The organism is Photorhabdus antumapuensis (assembly GCF_020387775.1).
In the GTDB taxonomy this organism is placed as follows: Bacteria; Pseudomonadota; Gammaproteobacteria; order Enterobacterales; family Enterobacteriaceae; genus Photorhabdus; species Photorhabdus antumapuensis.
This window is the reverse complement of the sequence record NZ_JAHZMK010000033.1, coordinates 55,661-77,522: the sequence shown is the minus strand read 5'-3', so window position 1 is coordinate 77,522 and position 21,862 is coordinate 55,661. Positions and strand designations below refer to the sequence as shown.

Here is a 21,862-nt window from a genome sequence, read left to right as displayed (position 1 = left end):
CCTTGCAGGCCCCATTCAGGGGCCTGTTTTAGCGCTTAATTAAAATCGTTATTGGCGAATGGTGTAGCGAATATGCAGAATGATGTCGTTCAGACTCTCCAGCATGGCTTGTTGCTTTCCGGTTGCGTTCGGGAAGCTTAATGTCAACGTACCTTTATCGATTCCGATTCCTTCAAATGGCAGGAATTTGCCATCGTTGAAATCCAGTTGGAACTGACCGCTGTCATTCATCCCGTGAGAAACCGCCAATGATTTGCAACTTTCAGCCAATCCGTGGGCATCTCCGCTGTGAGATAGAATCGCCTGCACATCCTGATAGGGGCCTAATAGAGCCGGCAGGGTGACACTGATCTGTTTAATCCGTCGGACGTTACCTACCCCACTGTTTTCTGGGTAGTCGTTACAAATTTGTAAGTCAGCTAACGAAACGGATGCTTGCAGAGAGGTTTCGGCATTTCCTGTACCAAACGTCAGGGTATTACTTCCGCTACCGGCAGTGCCTGATTTATTCTTCACCAGTTTTGCAATTTCCTCAGTCAGGGAAAATTGATCTTTCTCTTTATAGAGATCTGCTAATGAAACAGTACGTTCTACCTCCAGCACGCGTTTATCCTGTTTCAGATGGGCATCTTCCATCTGTGCCAGATTCAGCATTAAGGTTTCACCCGCCAGCAAACCCGCATGGGTTCCCTGCCAGGCACCGGGTTTGATAAAGCGTGCATCGGCATCGTTAGTCTCCCAACGATAGGCCATTTCGGCCATCAAACAACGGGCTACCGCTAAATCATAGAACTGGAAGTAAATGGCGGACAATCGACCACGCAGCCAGTTGTACAGCGCCTGATTACTGAACTTATGTTGCAGGAAGGTCAGTTGTGCATGAGTCTGCTCTTGTTGGGTTTTCAGGCTGGTTTTCTGTAATACGGCGGCTTGGCGGCGTACTGCTAATGATTGAAACTGAGCATCGATTTGTTTCAGCTCTGCCTCGGCGTTATTACGCTGAATTTCCCATTCCTGACGACGCCGACGGTAGGCTTCAGATTGGCTGATTTTATCCGCTTCGGTGTTCATAACACTGGCGGAGAACTCCATGACATTACCTGTGGCTTGGGCAATTGCTCCCCAATGGCTACCACCATCAGCGAAGCCGAAGATGTTAGGTGCCAAATCAAGTGCTGCGCCCGCCAGATGTGATGCTTGAAGAGCAGTAGAGAGGCCAGCGACGGAAGCACGCAACGCCATTGCCTGTTTTTCGCCTGCGTTGATGTCTTCATCGTAGAATTTGCTATAGCTATCAAAACGCGACTGGGCTCCGGCGCGGGTTTTTTCTAGTACGGTTTTTTCAACATCCAGCTCTTCAATGGTTTTGTCTTGTATGCTGAGGTTGGTCAATATCAGTTCTGCCGCCTGATTCTGCAACAGCATGTTTAATGCCTCCGCATCTTGGCGTTCGATAATATTTTGTAACGTGGAGCCGAATTGGGTTAGCTGACTGACCATACTACGGGCATTTTCCAGCATATGTGGGAAACGCCAAACCGATATAAATTCTGACGGAAGATTACTTCTACCTTGTGAACTGGCGACAGCGGCGCTGAGCAACGCTTTTGGATCTGCCGGTGTTGCGAAAATAGGCAGATGTAAAGGTTGACCATCAATAGAGAGGTTATGGCGCAGGTTATACAATCGTTGTTCTAGTTTCTGCCAGTAGCTCAGCATCACTTCGTTGACTTGCGGCAGGAAAAGATCTGTGTTGCTTCCACTTGTAGGCTGGCCTTGTCGTAAATCTGCTATTGCTTTGGCATGTGCCTGTTGTTTTTCAAGAGCTGCGGTTTCTCCTAGCTCTGGATCACTCCATGTTGAACTGAGTGGTAAATGAGGTTTATCACCTAATAGATTCAGTGCCTGCATATACCACATTTTGGCTTCGGCGAGTGTGTCCCGCTCCAATTGGCGATAGGCGTAATCTCCGTGTTCGATCAACAGATCAAGGGTGCGCATAAAGGTGGTGACTTTGTAGTGCATTGGATCGTGTTGAGCTATGGCATCGGGATCAAATGAATCTAAAGGATCATCGTTCCAACTGGTGTCCTCTTGTAATGGGCGGGCATTCCAGCGGTAATTCTGCATTTGACCATTGACAATATAGCCAGATGGATTCCAGACATATTTCAGCCAACGGTTAGCCTCATCGAAGTTTTGCTCGTGCCGCAAACGCTGAGCAATCAGCATTGGGGTATAGTAGAACAGTTCCCAGAAATAGAGGCTGTTGGCGCCGTTGAAGTCCATTGGTTCCGTAGCATTAGGTGAATTTCCCCCTAATTTAGGTTCCTGAATATTTTGAGTTTCCATGCTCAAAATAGTATCTATCCCCGCGTTGGCGCGGCTAATTAATTGACGGGCAAACAGTGTATTAAGGCGAATGAGAGAGTTTCCCCACTGCATATATTGCGCCCCGCTAGGATCGCTGTGAAGGGATAGGACATCATCCGTATTGACTTTCTTAGTAATAGGAATACTGAAATGTTCTTCTCCCAGCTTACGATCATTATTATCACCGTCAAATTTCTCAGCAAATGCGGTAAAGGTGATATCAACACTCGCTGAATTATTAATAAAATTCAGATTCGAAACGTCTATTTCGAGAGGCTTAAACTGATAAATCATCTCTTCGAAGCTGGGTAATGGTGTATTAGAACCGTGTGTTTTAGCTGTAAAAGTGTTCTGCTGATTACTCTGACTGCCAGAATTCACTTTTACCTGAACTTTTTCCGGGAGAATGGTTGTATTGATGTTTATTGGTCCAGAAACATCGGTATCAATACCGCCGTGGTCATCCATATAGAAATATTTTGTGAATAATCCTTCGTCTGTAAGCGAATGGGTGATATAGCCATCATTACCACTGATATTATCTGTGGATATTTCTTGTGCTTGTTGTGATCCAGGAATAGGGAACCAGGCTCTTACAAAGTTCGTGGCACTATCCCGATAAAATAGTAGCTTCCCTTTTTTGGCAGTGTCCCCATATTGATAAACAGGGTAGATGAATTTTTTATTTGATAAGTTATTTGGATTAATACCTAGCGTAGTATAAATAATAAATTTATCACCAAGCTTACCGTATTTCTTCATCAGGTTGCATTGATTGCGTTGCTGACCCTCATATCCATTATGAATAATTCTTAACTTTGGTGAAATTCGGATTTTTAAGTTATTTGATGTAGATTCCAGGCTGATGGCTGAAATATTTCCGCCATACACCATACTGAGGTAGCCTTCTCCCCAATCATAACCGTTATTACTGTTTACTGATGAAGGGATTTCGTAGCTTTCTGCATAGCGGTTATTGACTCCAATAATATTATTGGTATCAAACTGTTTATAAATATTGTATCTATAATTACCAGGGGCCATCTCTTCTTCTGACATATTAGAGGAGATATATAATCCTTGCATAGCAATAGATTCAAGTTTGTAATCTGCATCTTCTGGCCGTTTTGGATAAAATATTACTAGTAGTTTATCTTTGCCTTGATAACTTGCACAATAGAGTCCTAGTACATTATTCGGTTCTAGATTTAGATCAGATATTTTTTTATTTACATCAAAGGTGACTGGTGTATTCCAGGTACCGTCATAACGAATATGCGCTAGTTTCAGTTCATAATAATAACCCGAGGTGGTTTTGTCACCTTCCTGTTTAGTCACCTTTTTCTGTTCCAGCCAGGTAATATACAGGCGGGATTGGTAGACTACCGGGCGGATAGTATCTTCGTAGGGGTTAATTGGGCAGTCAATTTTGTGCCACTCACTCCAGGCATTAGCGGGGAATTTACCTTCGCTGAATTTATTGTGATCCACACTGCGCCAATAATATTGATTGACTTCTGTTTTACTGCGTCCGATAAAATAGGTCAATCCTTGGTCATTATTAATGTTGTCATGATAGGCGCTGACGACTTCCAGATTAGCCACCTGTTCGAATGACGTTAGATAAGATTTAAAGGCATCTTCTACGGTATCGATATTTAATTGGCTTTGGCTGATGGATTGCAGCAGTGCATCCATCATTTTTGTCTGACCAATACGTAGCGTCGGATCGATGTAATTTTCTGGGTAGTAAAGGAGTTTAGCCATGCCGGCCCAGGTGCTGTAGCGTTTGTTGTATTTATCCCAGTTGGTGAAGAATGAGCGGCTGGTGACACTTGTGACAGTATCTCCCTCCATATTTTTCAACGCGCGGTTAATATACAGTTGGATACTGGCGATAGCTTCCGCAATCTCTGTGGTTTTGATGGCGGCGGAAACCTGATTATCGATCAATAGGTATTGATATAGGTCATCCCGGTTTTTAATTACCGTATGTTTTCTTGCTTCTCGATCTTTTTGGTTATGAGAATAAATATAGTACGCGCTTAACGCAGTACTGCGAGACTCATCCAGAAACGCATGTAGAGCATTGGCTTTTTGGGTGTCCAGCCCGGCGGTTAATATCTCAGCGGCGTTTTCCCATTGGGTATAGTTATTGGAGGGAGGTTTTGCAGTCAGCATTTTAGCTAATGTAGAAACACCTTGTGGGGAGATGTTCAATTGACGCGAGATGCTAATCCATTGCCGGATAGTGTCGATAGATGACCAGTTGGAAAAATCAGCTTCTGCTTGAGTCTTGGCTTGCTCCAGTAGATTTTTATCAAGATTCATGGAGTTAGCCAATAGTTCTGCTGTTAATGTTCCTTTTTCAAATTCGGTCAATACAGAAGAGGCGTTTTCGCCTAGTGAGTTAACCCAGTCAGTAAAACGCGTTAGTGACATTAGTGTTGATACGTCATGTGTTGGTGTTGTTTCAGTTGTTTTGTTTTTGATAACAAAGAGTCGCGGCTGTGTCACGAACAGACTTAAGGTGTTTTCGCTAAGGCCGGTAGAACGGTAAATCAACGCTAGTTGTGCCAGGCATTGGAAGTACTGGACAGCCTGTTGAATTGGCGTAGTTTTTTCGGCTGCTTCGGCTGCTTCGGCTGCTTCGGCTGCTTCGGCTGCTTCGGCTGCTTCGGCTGCTTCGGCTGCTTCGGCTGCTTCGGCTGCTTCGGCTATTCCAGCTACTCCAGCTACTCCAGCTATTCCAGCTATTGCTGCTGTTCCTGTTGGTTTCGATTGAGTTCTATCGGGATTTTTCCGCAACCAGTTCCAGAGTGTATCTACCGTCATTTTGTTTGCTTTGCCAGAATTTAGTTTATCTGCCCAGTCCAGCATGGAGAGAGCAACATTCTCAGATGGTAATTGCAGAGCTGCGGCGATATAAGGAGATATGGCTTTTAATAGCTCTTCTTTGGTTTTTGCCTTTTTCTTGTCAAAATCTTGCAGACCGTTATATACAGTATCCAATAAGTTCTGGATTTCGGGTGTCAGGGTTTTGTCATAGTTGGTGGTGGTCATTACAAATAACTGATGGACACTCCACTTCTGTGTACGTAGCCACCTGGTGACGTTATAAAGTTTGTCAATCAAAGTCGCCAGATCGGTATGACTGATGGTAGATAAATTAGTTGTTTCTTTACCGATGGCGTTCAACAGTAACCCCAGTTCATCAATAGTTAACTGATGGATGTCTGCCAGTAATTTGGTTAGATTGGAATGAGAAGGATTTTCTGAAATTGGTGCTTTGCATAGTATTAATGCAGTTTCAGCATCAATACCATAACGTTGCATATAGTATTTAATATGAATAGCTTTCCTTAATACGCCTACATATGTTTCTGGTTCGTCATTAAGGTTAAGGTTTGCTGGAAGTGCTTTTTGGAGAATATCAGTGGCGATGCTATTCAGGATTGTTGGTGAAAGTTTGGTTGCCCGAGATAGATGAATATCCTTATTGAATTTCAGCAGATAACGTTGGGTAATACTCTCTTTCTCATTCTTTAGTTCATCTATTTGTTTAATCTTTTTGCTGAAATAATTAAATTCCCCATCGGTCAGGTTATAGTAGTTTTTTAGATATGCTGTTTTTGTTATCGAAGGGGAGGGGATATTGCCAAAATTTTCTTTATAAATTTTACTTAGCTTCTGTTCATCTTTTATATTTAGATCCTCCTTTAAAATTTCGAAAAATTCAGGAGATACAGAAGCATTAATCTCCAACAGAGAAGCTTGATATTTTAGTTCATCGATAGTTGTTTCTAGTGATGTACTAATGTGTTCAAAGATAGGAGCCTGTAACTGAATAACCTTACGCACACTTTCATAGGCATCATGATACGGCATCGAACCAGTAGGGCGGAAAGTTGATAATATTGCCATTACCTCAGTATGTTGGCCTAATCTAAGCTGAGTCTTAATACCTTTCATCAACATGTCGTTAGACAGAGAAAGTGTGGAAATCTCCGTATCCATACTTTTCTGGCTGAGCACCAGTGATTGTAGATCTGGACGCCGTTTATCCAAATGATAAATAGAATCTTTGTCATGTAAATTCTGTGCCTGGCGATAAAGTTCAGCCAGATAAGCCGCAGGAGAAAACATAGAAGAAATTGCGCCAGGGGCTGCATACTGACTAGCGCGGTTGCCAAATCTGCTATTATAACCTTGCTGGTCAGCATGAGGTGTTGTCAGGGCAAGATGTACCGCACTTTGTAATTGAGGATTAGCGCGTTTCAGAATGCGGGCTTCATGCAGGAGATTTTTCTTTTGTTCTTGCTGTGCTTCAAGATATAAGCTTTGGGTCTGTGACCACGAAAGTTTATCTTTCACTCTTTTGCGAAGCTCTTCAAAAGAGAGGTGGCAAATATCAGTCAGAGAAGTAAAACCCTTTCCTAATGCTTGTTGATATTCTATCTTGAGTGTGTTCATGCTTATTCCTTTTAAATATTGAGTCTATAAAACATTTATGCTGGTCTGAGTATCATGGATATAAATAAGGTTATTAATATCCATCAAAACAAAGGCAACACAGGTAACGTCTGATAGCGGTTTGAAATTAGGTTGAAAATAACGGCAAATAAAAACACCATTTAACTATCAACTATTTCTCAATGTTATTATTTAGTTAAATGGCTATTGAGATGCAATAACAAAATTTATAATTGCATTGTAAGTAATATAATTGATTGACAATAACAAATTGAAATAGTTGCTTTTGTTACATATGGCATGCTATGAAAAAGAAGAGGGTTGATATTTTATAGTAGGCAATGGGACTCACGAGAAAAGGAAATATCTCTGTTATAACGAGCGCCAGACAGGTTAAGAGAGCAGACTGTGGGTGTGGTATATATTCGTGCAAGGTTCAGGCCCCGTTTAGGAGCCTGCCTTTAGTATTTAATTGAGATGGTTATTAGCGGATGGTGTAGCGAATATGCAGAATGATATCGCTCAGTGTCTGCAACGTGGCTTGCTGTTTGCTAGTCGCATGCGGGAAACTGAATGTCAATGTGCCGGTATCGTTAATCGCTATCCCTTCAAACGGCAAGAACTTACCGTTGTTAAAATCCAATTGGAATTGACCGCTGTCATTGATTCCATGAGAAATCGCCAGTGATTTACAGCTTTCAGCTAATCCGGTTTCACTTCCTCCGTAGGACAGAATGGCTTGTACATCCTGATATGGCCCTAACAGGGCTGGCAGGGTGACACTAATCTGTTTAATGCGTCGAATGTTGCCTACGCCGTTGCCTTCTGGGTAGTCATTATGTAATGACAAACCTGACAGAGAGATTTTGGCATTTAGTTGGTCGTTTTCTAATGTAACGGAATGATTATCAACGGGGTCAGTTGTACCACCTGCTATCAGGGCAGAAATCCGGGTGGTCAAATTGAATGATTTTTCTGGCAGTGCTCCATAGAATTGCGCCAGTGAAACGGTCCGCTCTACTTCCAGAGCGCGTTGATCCCACCTCAAATGGGCATCTTCCATTTGTGCCAAATTCAGCATCAAGGTTTCACCAGCCAGTAAACCCGCATGGGTTCCCTGCCAGGCGCCGGGTTTGATAAAGCTTGCTGCGGTATCATTAGTCTCCCAACGATAAGCCATTTCAGCCATCAGACAACGCGCTACGGCCAAATCGTAAAATTGGAAGTAAATAGCAGCTAGCCGACCACGTAGCCAGTAGTACAACGCTTGATTACTGAATTTACGTTGCAGGAAAGTCAATTGCGCCTGAGTTTGTTCCTGTTGGGTTTTCAGGCTGGTTTTCTGCAATACCGCAGCTTCACGGCGTACTGTCAGTGATTGAAGTTGAGCATCGATTTGTTTTATCTCTGCTTCGGCATGATTACGCTGGATTTCCCACTCCTGACGACGACGGCGATAGGCTTCTGACTGGCTGATTTTATCCGCTTCGGTGTTCATCACACTGGCGGAGAATTCCATAACATTACCTGTCGCTTCGGCAATTGCCCCCCAACGGCTACCGCCATCAGCAAAACCGAAAATGTTGGGTGCCAGATCAAGCGCAGCACCGGCCAGACGTGATGCTTGCAGGGCGGTGCTGAGGCCAGCAACGGAGGCATGCAATGCTATAGCCCGGTTTTCACCCGCATTGATATTTTCATCGTATAGCTTTTTGTAGCTGTCAAAGCGTGATTGCGCCCCGGCTTTGGATTTTTCCAGTACGGTTTTTTCCGCATCCAGCTCTGCGATGGTTTTGTCCTGTACGCTGAGATTGGTCAATATCAGTTCTGCTGCTTGATTCTGCAATAGTGTGTTTAAGGCTTCCGCATCCTGACGTTCGATAATATTTTGCAACGTGGAGCCGAATTGAGTGAGCTGGCTTACCATACCGCGCGCGTTTTCCAGCATCTGTGGGAAACGCCACAGTGACATGAATGACTGTGAGAGAGCTACTCCACCTTGGGAGCTAGCGACAGCGGCGCTAAGTAATGCTTTTGGATCTGCCGGTGTAGCGTAAATAGGCAGATGTAGCGGTTGGCCGTCAATAGAGAGGTTGTGGCGCAGGTTATACAGTCGTTGTTCCAGTTTCTGCCAGTAGTTTTGCATCACTTCATTGACCTGTGGCAAGAAAAGATCTGTCGGGTTGTTGTGCCGACTAACATCACCTTGTTGCAGGGCGGTCATTGCTTGGGCGTGTTCTTCTTGCTTTTCCATTTTGGCAGCGTTACCTAAACTTGGCTTACTCCACTCTGAACTGAACGATAAATCGGGTTTATCGCCTAACAGATGTAGTGCCTGCATATACCACATTTTGGCTTCATTGAGCGTGTCTCGTTCTAACTGACGATAGGCGTAATCTCCACGGTCCAGTAACAGATCAAGGGTACGCATAAAAGTAGCGACTTTGTAATGCATTGGATCATATTGCGCTATAGCATCGGGATCGACCGAATCCAGTGGATCATCGTTCCAACGGGTATCTTCCAGCAACGGGCGAACATTCCAGTGGTAATGTTGAATCTGACCATGTTTAATATAACCAGACGGATTCCAGATATATTTTAGCCAGCGATTAGCTTCATCGAAGTTTTGTTCGTGTAGCAGGCGCTGAGCAATCAGCATTGGAACATAGTAGAACAATTCCCAGAAATAGAGACTGTTGGCACCGCTGAAATCCATGGGTTCCGTGTGCTGATCGATAAGAATAGAAACATCAAGAAAGCCTTTATATTTATTGACGATTGCATCAGCATCGTTTATCACTACTGACTTATTATCAGCGTCATTAACCAACACAAATTTCTCATTGGTTTTATCAAAATGGAATAAAGCGGTTTCCCCGTTTTGTTGATCTCGATAGAACTTCCTCTGATATTCTACCGCGATTTCGACTCGCTCTTGTGTATTAGCCCAAGGGATAAAAAGAGTGGCGCTAGTTTCGCTATCAGTTAATGTTCCCTTGTAGTATAAATTCATCAGTTTATTGTCATTTCTTATATGAATGTTAAACCAGCGCTCATTGCCATGTACGGTTTGATCATATTTAGGAAGAATGAGATGAGTAAAAAAACCTTTCCCTAACTGAGGTTCTGGCAATTTCTGCGTTTCTATACTTAAAATAGTATCGATCCCGGCTGTAGCGCGACTAATTAATTTACGGGCAAACAGCGTATTAAGACGGATACGATAACCTCCCCACTGCATATATTGCGCCCCGTTTGTGTCGTGGTAAAGGGTCAGGATATTATCGTTTTTAATTTCATGGGTAATAGGATCCCGGTTATTCACCCTTATGACATTGTTAGTGTCAAATTGACTATAGGTGAGTTCATAAATAGTTTTGTGCTGTTTAGGCTCTATACCTTCAAATAACATATTGGAGGAGATATACAGTCCTTGCATTAATTCTTCTAATTTTTTTTCTGCTTCTGCTTCTGCTTCTGCTTCTGCTTCTGCTTCTGCTTCTGCTAACTTTTCTACTTTTCTCTTATACTCATCCAAGTCATCTCGTTTGCGATAAAACATTACCAGTAATTTATTGTCTTGATGATTTGCACAATAGAATCCTAGTTGTTGTTTCATTAGCTCCAGCTCTAGTTGTTCTTGTAGCCTTTGTATCCTTTCTTCTTCTCCTTGTTTTGCATTTAGGTCAATTTGATATTGAGGATTATTTTTATCATCATATTGCTTCATATTTTTTTCTAATTGTTTATGGTATATTCTCGCTGCTGTCAATTCTTTCAATATTTTTAATAAATTCGGTGTATTCAAAACATCAGATACTTTACTACTAACATTAAAGGTTATTGGTGTATTCCAGGTACCGTCGTAATGGATATGTGCCAGTTTTAGTTCATAATAATAATCTTCAACGGTTTGATTATTATCTGCCTGTTTAGCAATTTTCTTTTGCTCTGGCCAGATCAGATACAGGCGGGATTGGAAAATTACCGGGCGAATAGTGCTCTTATAGGGATTCATTGGGCAGTCAATTTTGAGCCACTCACTCCACGCGTTAGCGGGGAACTTACCGTCGCTGAATTTATTGTGATCCACGCTACGCCAATAATATTGATTAACTTCGGTTTTACTGTGCCCGATAAAATAGGTTAATCCCTGATTGCTATCGATGTTGTCATGATAGGCGCTGATGATTTCCAGATTAGCTACCTGTTCGAATGACGTCAGATAAGACATAAAGGCGTCTTCTACCGTATCGGTATTTAATTGACTCTGGCTGATGGATTGCAGCAACGTATCCATCATTTTTGTTCGCCCAATTCGTATTGTCGGATCGATGTAATTTTCAGGATAGTAAATGAGCTTAGTAATACCGGCCCAGGTGCTGTAGCGTTTATTATATTTATCCCAATCGGTAAAGAATGGCCGGGTGACAGCCTGCGAAACTGCGTTTCCCTCCATGTTTTTCAATGCCCGGTTAATATATAACTGGATACTGGAGATTGCCTCAGCAATCTGAGTCGTTTTTATCGCGGCGGAAACCTGATTATCAATCAATAAATACTGATACAGGTCATCACGGTTTTTAATCGCTGGATTTTGACGAGCAACTTTACCGATATAGTATTTACTCAATGCGGCGCTACGAGACTCATCCAGAAAAATATGCAGGGCATCGGCCTTTTGGGTGTCCAGTCCTGTGGTTAATATGGCTGCTATGTTTTCCCATTGGTTATAGTCAGAGGGAGATTCTATATCCAATACTTGCGCCAGTGCAGAAATGCCTTGTGGAGAGATGTTCAATTGGTGCGCGATATTAACCCATTGCCGGATGGTATCGATAGATGACCAGTTGGAGAAATTAACTTTGGCTTGAGTCTTGGCTTGCTCCAGTAGATTTTTATCAAGATTCATGGCATCAGCCAACTGTTTTGCTTCTAATGTCCCCTTTTCAAATTCGGTCAGTACAGAAGAAGCTTTTTTACCCAGAGAGTTAACCCAGTCAGTAAAACGCGTCAGTTTTATCAGCGATAATGCATTGTGTGTTGACGTTGTTCCTGCGGTAAGACCAAAAAGTTGCGGTTGTGTGACAAACAGACGTAAAGTGTTTTCGCTCAGGCCGGTGGAACGATAAATCAGCGCCAGTTGTGCCAGACATTGGCAATATTGGGCTGCTTGTTCTGGTGTGACAGCAGTTGATTGTTTTGGATTGTGTTGAGCTTGTAACCATTCCCAGAGTTTTGTTGCTGTCATTGTACCCGCACCAGGCTTTAGTTGATCTGCCCAAATGAGTACATAGTGAGCGGCATTTTCAGATGGCAATTGTAGAACGGCGGCGATATAAGGAGAGATCTTCAACAGGAGATTTGCCTCGTTTTCACTGTTAAAGCCTTGCAAACCATTATAGACAGTATCTAGCAGATTCTGGATTTCCGGCGTCAGGATCTTGTTATAGTTGGAGGTGGTCATCATAAACAACAGGTATGTATTCCATTTCTGTGTATGTAGCCACTGGGTAACGCTATAAAGTTTGTCGATTAAAACAGACAGATTGTTATCACTGATCCCAGATAAACTGGTTGATCCTTCACCTATGGCAACCAGCAGTAAATTCAGTTCATTAACAGTTAACTGATGGACATCTGCCAGTAATTTGGCTAAATAGAGATAAGAAATATTAGTTAAGTTATTGGTTATTTTTCCATTGTCATTGTCACGATGAATCATCTTTAATAATTGATAAAGCGAGATATCATCGACATTAAATGCACGTTTAAGCACTTCTTTTTGTTGGTTATCAGTATTGTTTTGGCTTAAATCAATCTCTTCATCCCAAACGTGAAAATCCTGGCCATTCAATGGTGGGGTATTAAATAAACGACTAAATTGATTGGGGCTACGGCTATAGTAATTTTGTGAAATGGGTGTATTGCACAGTACTAATGCAGTCTCAGCATCAATACCGTAACGCTGCATATAGTATTTAACGCGAAAGATTTTCTTTAATATCTCTATATTGATGTCTGGTATATCGTTCAGGTCATCGTATATAGTAGGGCTATATTCTAGGGTGACTTCTATAGGTTGGGATATTGCCTGATAAGTGCTACTAAAGGCAATGTTTTTAAGGAGTTCCGGTGCCATTTCTGTGGCTCGTAACAGAAGAATAATCTTATTAAGCTTGAGTAGATAATATTGAGCCGGTTGTTGGCTACCATATTCGGAATTCATTTCCTCATGTATTAGTTTAATATTTCGTTGGTCAATAAACTGGTTAACTTCTTCATCAGTCAAATTATAATAGCTTTTTAGATATTCTAGCGTTGCCATTAAAGAAGGCTGAATATCGTCAAAGTTTTTTTTATAGAGCCTTTTAATCTCTTCATCATCATCTGTAATCTGCTCTGTTAGGATATTAAATAGTTCTGGAGAGATGGAAATATTCATCCCCAACAGGGATGCTTGATATTTCAGTTTAGCGATATCTGTTTCTGGTGATGGACTAAATTGGTCGAATACCGGATTTTGTAACTGAATAACTTTACATATATTTTCATAAGCATCGTGATACGGCATCGAACCAGCAGGGCGAAAGGTTGATAGCGCTTTCATCACATCAGTATGGCTTTCCAGTCCGGCCTGCTTCTTAATCCCTTCCAGCAACACCTTATTAGATAGAGAAAGTGTAGAAACTTCATCATCCATATTTTGTTGGCTGAGTGTCAGTAATTTTAAATCAGGGCGGCGTTTATCCAAATGATAATCGGAATTATCTGCATGTAAACCGAGCGCTTGCCGATAAAGTTCGGTCAGATAAGCGGCGGGAGAGAACATGGAAGCAACTGCGCCGGGGGGAACATACTGGCTGGCGCGGCCACCAAATTTACTGTTATAACCTTGTTGATCGGCATGGGGGGTGGTTAAAGCAAGGTGTACCGCATTTTGTAATTGAGGATTAGCGCGTTTGAGGATACTCGCTTCATGCAGTCGGTTCTGTTGTGTTATTTCAGGGCGTTCTGGCGTGATTGTGCTCATGATTATTCCTTTTAAATGTTAAATAAATAAAATATTTATGCTGCTCTGAGTCCCATGAATGCAGTAAAAAGATTCTTAGTATTCATTAAAAGAGGGCAGCCAATATGACGACTGATAACAAAATGGAATAGGTTGAAAATGGCTGAAAAATAAAAAGATATTATTCAATAATTAACTATTTCATAAAGTTATTATCTATAATTTCTTTAAATGGCCGTTGTGATGCAATAACAAAAAATATAATTGCGTATATGATAGTTGAAATTATATATAGTAACTATTTGTAATAATTACATTTGTTATAAATGGTATTTTATGAAAAATAAGATGTTTAATATTTTGTGATGAGTGAAGGAAACTTTTGGAAAATGCATTATTTTGGTTGTTTGCAGGCCCCGTTTTGGGGCCTGTTTTGGTGTTATGTTGAATGATTATTCAATAATCGTGTAACGAATATGCAGAATGATATCGTTTAACGTTTGCAACATAGCTTTCTGCTTGCTGGTGGCATTTGGGAAGCTCAACGTTAGTGTACCCTTATCATCAACGGCAATTCCTTCAAACGGCAAGAATTTGCCGTCGTTGAAATCGAGCTGGAATTGACCGCTGTCATTCATCCCGTGAGAAACTGCCAGCGCCTTACAGCCTTTGGCTAACCCGGTGGCATCTCCGCCGTAAGACAGAATTGCTTGTACATCCTGATAGGGTCCCAATAATGCTGGCAAGGAGACACTGATCTGTTTGATACGACGGGTTTTACCAATAGATGCTGGGTAATCGCTGCGAATGTTCAGGTCAGACAACGAAATAGATGCTTGCAGAGAGGTGTTGGTATCGGTACCGGTACCAAACGCCAGCTTATTACCGCCGTTGCCGGCGCTGCCTGAGCCTTTAGTCACTAATTCTGCGATTTTCTCCGCAAGCTTGAATTTATCGCTGGATAGTCCAGCATAAACTTCGGCCAGTGAAATAGTTCGCTCCACTTCTAGCGCACGTTGATCGCGCTTCAGATGAGCATCTTCCATTTGCGCCAGACTCAGCATCAAGGTTTCACCGGCGAGCAGACCGGCATAGGTTCCTTGCCAGGCTCCGGGCTTAATGAAGCGAGCAGCGGTATCATTAGTTTCCCAACGATAAGCCAATTCAGCCATTAAACAGCGGGCTACCGCCAGATCGTAGAACTGGAAGTAAATAGCCGCCAGCCGACCGCGCAGCCAGTTATACAGCGCCTGATTGCTAAATTTACGTTGCAGGAAGGCCAGTTGAGCTTGAGTCTGTTCTTGTTGGGTTTTCAGACTGGTTTTCTGCAATACTGCGGCTTCACGGCGCACTGTCAGTGATTTAAGTTGAGCGTCAATTTGTTTCAATTCCGCTTCGGCATTATTACGCTGGATTTCCCACTCCTGACGACGGCGGCGATAAGTTTCAGACTGACTAATCTTATCTGCTTCGGTGTTCATGACATTAGCGGAGAATTCCATCACATAGCCTGTTGCTTCGGCAATGGCGCCCCAACGGCTGCCGCCGCCAGCGAGGCCGAAAATGTTAGGTATCAGATCAGCCGCCGCACCTGCCAGACGTGATGCCTGAACTGCTGTGGTGAGACTGGCGGCGTTGGCACGCAGCGACATCGCGCGATCTTCACCTGCATTGATATTTTCATCGTACAACTTACTGTAGCTGTCAAAACGCGATTGTGCTCCGGCGCGGGTTTTCTCCAGTACAATTTTTTCGGCATCCAATTCTTCAATGGTTTTGTCCTGAATGCTGAGGTTGGTCAATATCAATTCTGCCGCCTGATTTTGCAGTAAGGCATTTAGCGCTTCTGCGTCTTGACGTTCGATAATATTTTGTAATGTGGAGCCAAATTGAGTAAGTTGACTGACCATATTGCGCGCGTTTTCCAGCATGTGAGGGAAACGCCATAGCGATATGGACACTTGAGGAAGAGGGTTTCCACCTTGAGAAGTAGCGACGGTTGCACTGAGCAATGCTTTAGGATCTGCCGGTGTGGCATACATTGGCAGATACAGCGGTTGGCCGTCGATAGCGAGATGATGACGCAGGTTGTACAGCCGTTGATTCAACGTTTGCCAGTAGTTCATCATCACTTCGTTAACTTGTGGCAGGAAGAGATCGGTCAGGCTGTTTGCGGTGCGCAATAATGATGGTGTTGGTGCACCTTGTCTCAAGGCGATCATGGAACGGGAGTAGGACTGTTGTGTGGTTACATCAGCCGCCTTATCCAGACGTGGATCGCCCCAGGTCGGGCTGAGTGGTAGATAGGGTTTATCACCTAATAGGTTCAGCGCCTGCATATACCACATTTTGGCCTCGTTGAGCGTATCCCGTTCCAGTTGGCGATAGGCGTAATCTCCGCGGGCTATCAGCAGATCAAGGGTACGCATAAAGGTCGAAACTTTATAGTGCATGGGATCATGTTGCGCCACTGCGTCAGGATCGATGGAATCCAGTGGGTCACTGTTCCAACTGGTATTTTCTAACAGTGGTCGCACATTCCACTGATAATTCTGAATTTGACCATGCACAATATAACCGGATGGGCTCCAGACATATTTCAGCCAGCGATTAGCTTCATCAAAGTTTTGTTCATGTAGTAAACGCTGAGCAACCAGCATCGGGGTGTAGTAGAACAGTTCCCAGAAGTAGAGGCTGTTAGCGCCGCTGAAATTCATCGGTTCTGTGAAAGAAGGTACGACTGTGGCTGATGCGAGCCCTGGGAAAGTGCCTTTGTTATGAGTTGTATCGAGTATAGCGGGTTCATTATTATTCTCTTTAACAAAGCGGATATCATTTGTTTTTCCCTTTTGATAAACCGCATAGACATAGAGGTTGTCTTTATTTCCAAAAGCATCATCAAGACGAGGTAAGAATAACCTTACTGTTGTTTGTGTTATATCACTTAATGTTCCCTGATAAATGGGAAAATAATCACCTGATTTAAAAATACCAGAATACATAATCGTAAAGGACTTATTAGCACCGTGGATATCATGGTTATATTTATCCATAACCAATTCTATATAAGCGCCTATTCCCATCATCGGTTCCTGAATATTCTGAGTTTCCATACTCAGAATCGTATCAATTCCGGTAGTAGCACGTTCAACTAATTGGCGTGCAAATAGAGTATTAAGACGAATACGATAAGCTCCCCATTGCATATATTGCGCACCATTTTCATTATGGTGGAGGGTCATAGCATTAGCGGTATCAACCTTACGGGTGACAGGTATATTGAAAATTTCTGAACCTAGCTTACGGCCATCCTTGGCAAATGCTGTGAAGGTGACATCAATACTGGCTGAATTATTAACAAAGTTTAGACCTGAGCCATCTATTTCTAGAGCATTAAATTGATAATACATTTCTTCCAGGCTAGGTGATGGCTGAATAGCGACATGTTTATCTGCTGTAAAAGTTTGCTTATTACTGCCCGCTTTTAATGTTACCTGAACTTTTTCCGGGGAAATTTCAGTGTTGATATCTATTGGTTCTCGAACATTAGTGACTATTTCTTGCCCGTCAGACATTATAAAGTTTTTTTTAAAATCAGGTGATTCGTTTGGTATGTATTTAATATAGTCATAACTGTTTTTACTTTCTTTATATGAGGTGAGATTTTCAGTTTCATCCGCTAAAATTACAACTCCGGAATTGCTATTCCGATAGAATAACAGTTGCCCTTCATTTAGATTATTGGTGTTTCCATTATATTGATAAACAGGGTAAAACATCTGTTTACTTGACGCCTCTGGATGAATACTCAAATTTGTATAGATAATAAACTTATCACCGAGATTACCGTATTTCTTCATCAGGTTACACTGGTAATGTTGTTGTTCTTCACGGCCATTATGAATTATTTTTAATCTTGGTGAGATATTGATTTTTAAATCACTTGATGTGGCTTGGTAATTGATGACTGGAATATTTCCGCCATATACTTGGCTAATGTAGTAATCTCCCCAGCTATAATCTTTTCGGTTATTTACCGATGAAGGGACTTCATAATTTTCTGTATATCTATTATTTACCCTTCTAATGTTATTGGTATCAAACTGTTTATAGACATTACTGAGGTAAATTTTGCTTTGTTGACTAGACTTATCCAGGTCTTTTGACGCCATATCAGAGAAAATATGCATTCCCTCTACCAAGGCAGTTTTATAATCATCCAGTTTTTGTTTTTTGCAATAAAATAGTACCAGCAAAGTATCTTCTTTTTGGCTACTGGCACAATAGAGACCGAGTGCTTCATTTTCCAGTTTTAAAGCAGATATTTTGCTATTTACATCGAAGGTGAACGGCGTATTCCAGGTACCATCATAACGGATATGTGCCAGTTTCAATTCATAACGGTAATCTGCCTCAGTTTGATTGCTACTTTCCTTTTGTTTAACAATCTCTTTTCGTTCCAGCCAGATCAGGTACAGACGGGATTTATAAATAACCGGGCGAATAATGCTCTGATAGGGATTAATTGGGCAATCAATTTTACTCCATTCACTCCAGGCATTAGCAGCAAATTTACCGCCACTGAATTTACTGTGATCGGCACTACGCCAATAATATTCACCAGCGTCAGTTTCACTGCGCCCGATAAAATAGGTCAGCCCTTGGTCATTATTGATATTATCGTGATAAGCACTAATCACTTGCAAATTGGCTATCTGTTCAAATGATGTCAGATAGGACATAAAGGCGTCTTCGACGGTATCGGCATTCAATTGACTCTGGCTGACGGATTGCAACAGCGTATCCATCATCTTCGTTTGCCCGATGCGCATCGTTGGGTCAATGTAATTTTCCGGGTAGTAAGTTAATTGGGATACGCCGGACCAAGTGCTATAACGTTTATTATATTTATCCCAATCGATAAAGAATTGGCGACTGATAGCGCCTGAATTAGCACTTTTTTCTACATGTTCCAGCACTCGGTTGACATACAGTTGAATGCTGGCAATGGCTTCGGCGATCCGAGTGGTTTTGATTGCAGCGGAAACCTGATTATCAATCAGCAAATATTGGTATAGGTCATCGCGACTTTTAATCGCAGCCGCTGCCTTGGCGACTTGACGAATATAATAGGTACTTAATGCAGCGCTGCGGGATTCATCCAGAAAAGCGTGCAAAGTATCGGCCTGTTGTGAGTTCAATCCGGCAGTTAATACCCCTGCCGCGTTTTCCCACTGAGCATAGGTCGGTGTTTTCTGAATTGGTCGAATATAATCTAGTGCAACCAACGCCGAAACGCCTTGTGGGGAGGTATTTAATTGACGTGCGACATTAACCCATTGCAGGATGATGTCGATAGATTTCCAGTTGGAGAAAGCATTTTCTTGAGTAATCTGTTTGTGATTTTGTGCCTGAATACAGGCTTGTGACACTAAATTAGCATCCATATTCATGGCATTAGCCAATTGTTCTGCCGTCAATGTTTTATTTTCAAAAGCAGTCAGCACAGTGGAGGCTTTTTCACTCAGTGTGTTAACCCAGTCAGCAAAACGCGTCAGCATTACTAATGACAGCGTGTCGTGATTAGGTGTGGTTTCGGTCAGAAACCCAAATATCTCTGGTTTTGTTACAAATAAGCGGAAAGCGTTTTCGCTGAGGCCGGAAGAATGGTAAATCATGCCCAATTGTGCCAATGCCTGACAATATTGAACAATATGTTCCTGCATTTCTAATGTTTTTGATGAACCCGGAATGTATTTATCCCGTAACCAGAGCCAGAATTTTTCAGCTGTTATTGAACTATTACCAGGTTTTAGTTTATTTGCCCAAATGAGCATTGAATGGGCGACATGCTCGGAGGGTAGTTGCAGAGTAGCGGCGATATAAGGAGACATGGCATCCAGCAGATTTGCTTGTTGCTTATCAAATTTTTGCAAACCATGATAGACGGTATCTAGCAGGTTTTGGATTTCTGGTGTAAGTGTGGTGTCATAGCTGGTGGTAGCCATAACAAACAGTTGATATACACTCCATTTTTGTGCGCGTAGCCGGTTGGTAATAGTGTAGAGTTTGTTAAGCAGAACGGCCAGTTCATTATCTTTGATTTCAGATAAATTATTTTTCTCTTCACCTGTGGCAACTAGCAGTAAATCCAGTTCATCAATGGTTAATTGGTGGATTTCAGCCAGTAGTTGGATTCGATAGAGAGCAGAAAGATTTTTTGTGTTATTAGCAATTTTCCCACTGGAATTGCCATGATTAGCTATTTGTAATAAGCGATAAAGTGAGATATCGTCAACATTAAACGCACGTTTAAGTACCGCTTTGCGCCAATCATCAGCGCTACCTGGGTTTAAATCAAGTTCTTCATTCTCAGCGGAAAAATATTGTCCATTCAGTGGTGGGGTATTAAACAGACGATCAAACTGACTGGATTGATTATCATAGGCACGTTGTGAAATGGCAGCATTGCATAATATCAAAGCAGTTTCTGCGTTAATACCGTAACGCTGCATATAGTGTTTAACCAGAAAGACTTTTCCTAATGCTTCCGCATTAATATCTAGCTCTTGATTGACACTAAGGATAATTCTCTCTAGTACCATTGGTGGCAATTTTGTTGCGCGGGACAGACGAATAGCTTTATTCAGTTTTAGTAGGAAAGCGTGTTGATTATATTGTTCAACAGTAAATCTTGCGGCTGTATGTGCGAAACTCCCATTAGCCAATACGCGTCTTAAATAAATCTGGAAAGATTGATTAATATCAGACTTATTTAGAGTAATATTGGTTTTATATTCAGTATTTACCTGAGGAGCGCCATCTTTTCGTAAAATTTCTTTTTTATCATTTACTCTGATGGATAAATAGGAGACATTCCAAAAGTCTTTGAAATTATAGTTTAGCTGATAATTATCACTACCAAGGGGGAATAAACTAATATCATTTATTTGATTAGTATTTACAGTATATTCCCGGGTAATTCGATAAATATAGACTAAACCATCTTTGTTGATTATCTTGGTGATTAGCTGATTATCACTATATTCTTGTTTATTGGTATCGAAATAATATTTTTTGCCAATAAACTGACTAAGTTCTTCATCGCTTAAATTATAATAACTTTTAAGATATGCGGGTATTGCCAGTGAAGCGGGTTCGATATTGCCAAAATTCTTCTTATAGAGATCCTTGGCATTTTTTTCGGTAATTTCTTCCGTCAGAATATTAAACAATTCCGGAGAAATAGAGGCATTAATTCCCAATAGAGAAGCTTGATTCATCAGCCCGGCGATGGCTGGTGAGGCATTGAATTGTTCAAGACCGGGATCTTGTAATTGGATAACCTTACGCACATTTTCGTAAGCATCGTGATAGGGCGTCGCACCAGAAGGACGGAAAGTGGACAGCATTTCCATCACTGTCGCATGACTGTCTAATTTAGACTGATTTTTAATCCCTTCCAATAGTAGTTCATTAGACAGAGAAAGTGTAGAAAGCTCTGTGTCCATATTTTGTTGGCTAAGGGCGAGAGATTTCAAATCTGGACGACGATTATCCAGATGATAAACAGAGTCGCTGGCGTGTAAATTACGTGCTTCACGATAGAGTTCAGTCAGATAGGCGGCAGGAGAAAACATAGAAGAGACTGCACCCGGAGCGGCATACTGATTGGCACGGCCACCAAATTCATTATTGTAACTTTGCAGTTCAGCATGAGGGAGAGTAATGCCAAGGTGCACTGCATTTTGTAACTGAGGATTAGCACGTTTGAGAATGCGCGCTTCATGCAGTCGATTATCCTTTTGTGCCTGTTGTGCATCACGATATAAGTTGTGAGTCTCTGACCAAGAGAGATGATCACAGACTTCCTGACGGAATTCGTTAAAAGAGTAGTGGCAAATATCTGTCAGGCAGTTAAAACCACACTGGCTTCTCAACACTTCAGGGAGTTCGGATATCGGTGAGTTCATTCGGGTTCCTTTTATAAACATATGAGAT

3 protein-coding genes are annotated in these 21,862 nt (G+C 42.0%); all 3 read right to left on the bottom strand.

Translation table 11 applies throughout. The features are described from left to right. Positions 1-48: 48 nt before the first annotated feature. The 3 genes from KZ793_RS14190 to KZ793_RS14180 all read right to left on the bottom strand — a co-directional run bounded on the left by KZ793_RS14190 (position 49) and on the right by KZ793_RS14180 (position 21,834). The gene (locus KZ793_RS14190) at positions 49-6,846 is read right to left on the bottom strand and encodes a Tc toxin subunit A-related protein (RefSeq protein WP_225815930.1); all 6,798 of its coding nucleotides are present in this window, start codon (positions 6,844-6,846) and stop codon (positions 49-51) included. 484 nt (positions 6,847-7,330) lie between these two features. Further along, positions 7,331-13,882: a Tc toxin subunit A-related protein gene (locus KZ793_RS14185; RefSeq protein ID WP_225815929.1), complete on the bottom strand. Its 6,552-nt coding sequence runs from the start codon at positions 13,880-13,882 to the stop codon at positions 7,331-7,333. A 431-nt stretch (positions 13,883-14,313) separates the two neighbouring features. After that, positions 14,314-21,834: a Tc toxin subunit A-related protein gene (locus KZ793_RS14180; protein ID WP_225815928.1), complete on the bottom strand. Its 7,521-nt coding sequence runs from the start codon at positions 21,832-21,834 to the stop codon at positions 14,314-14,316. Between the last annotated feature and the right edge of the window lie 28 nt (positions 21,835-21,862).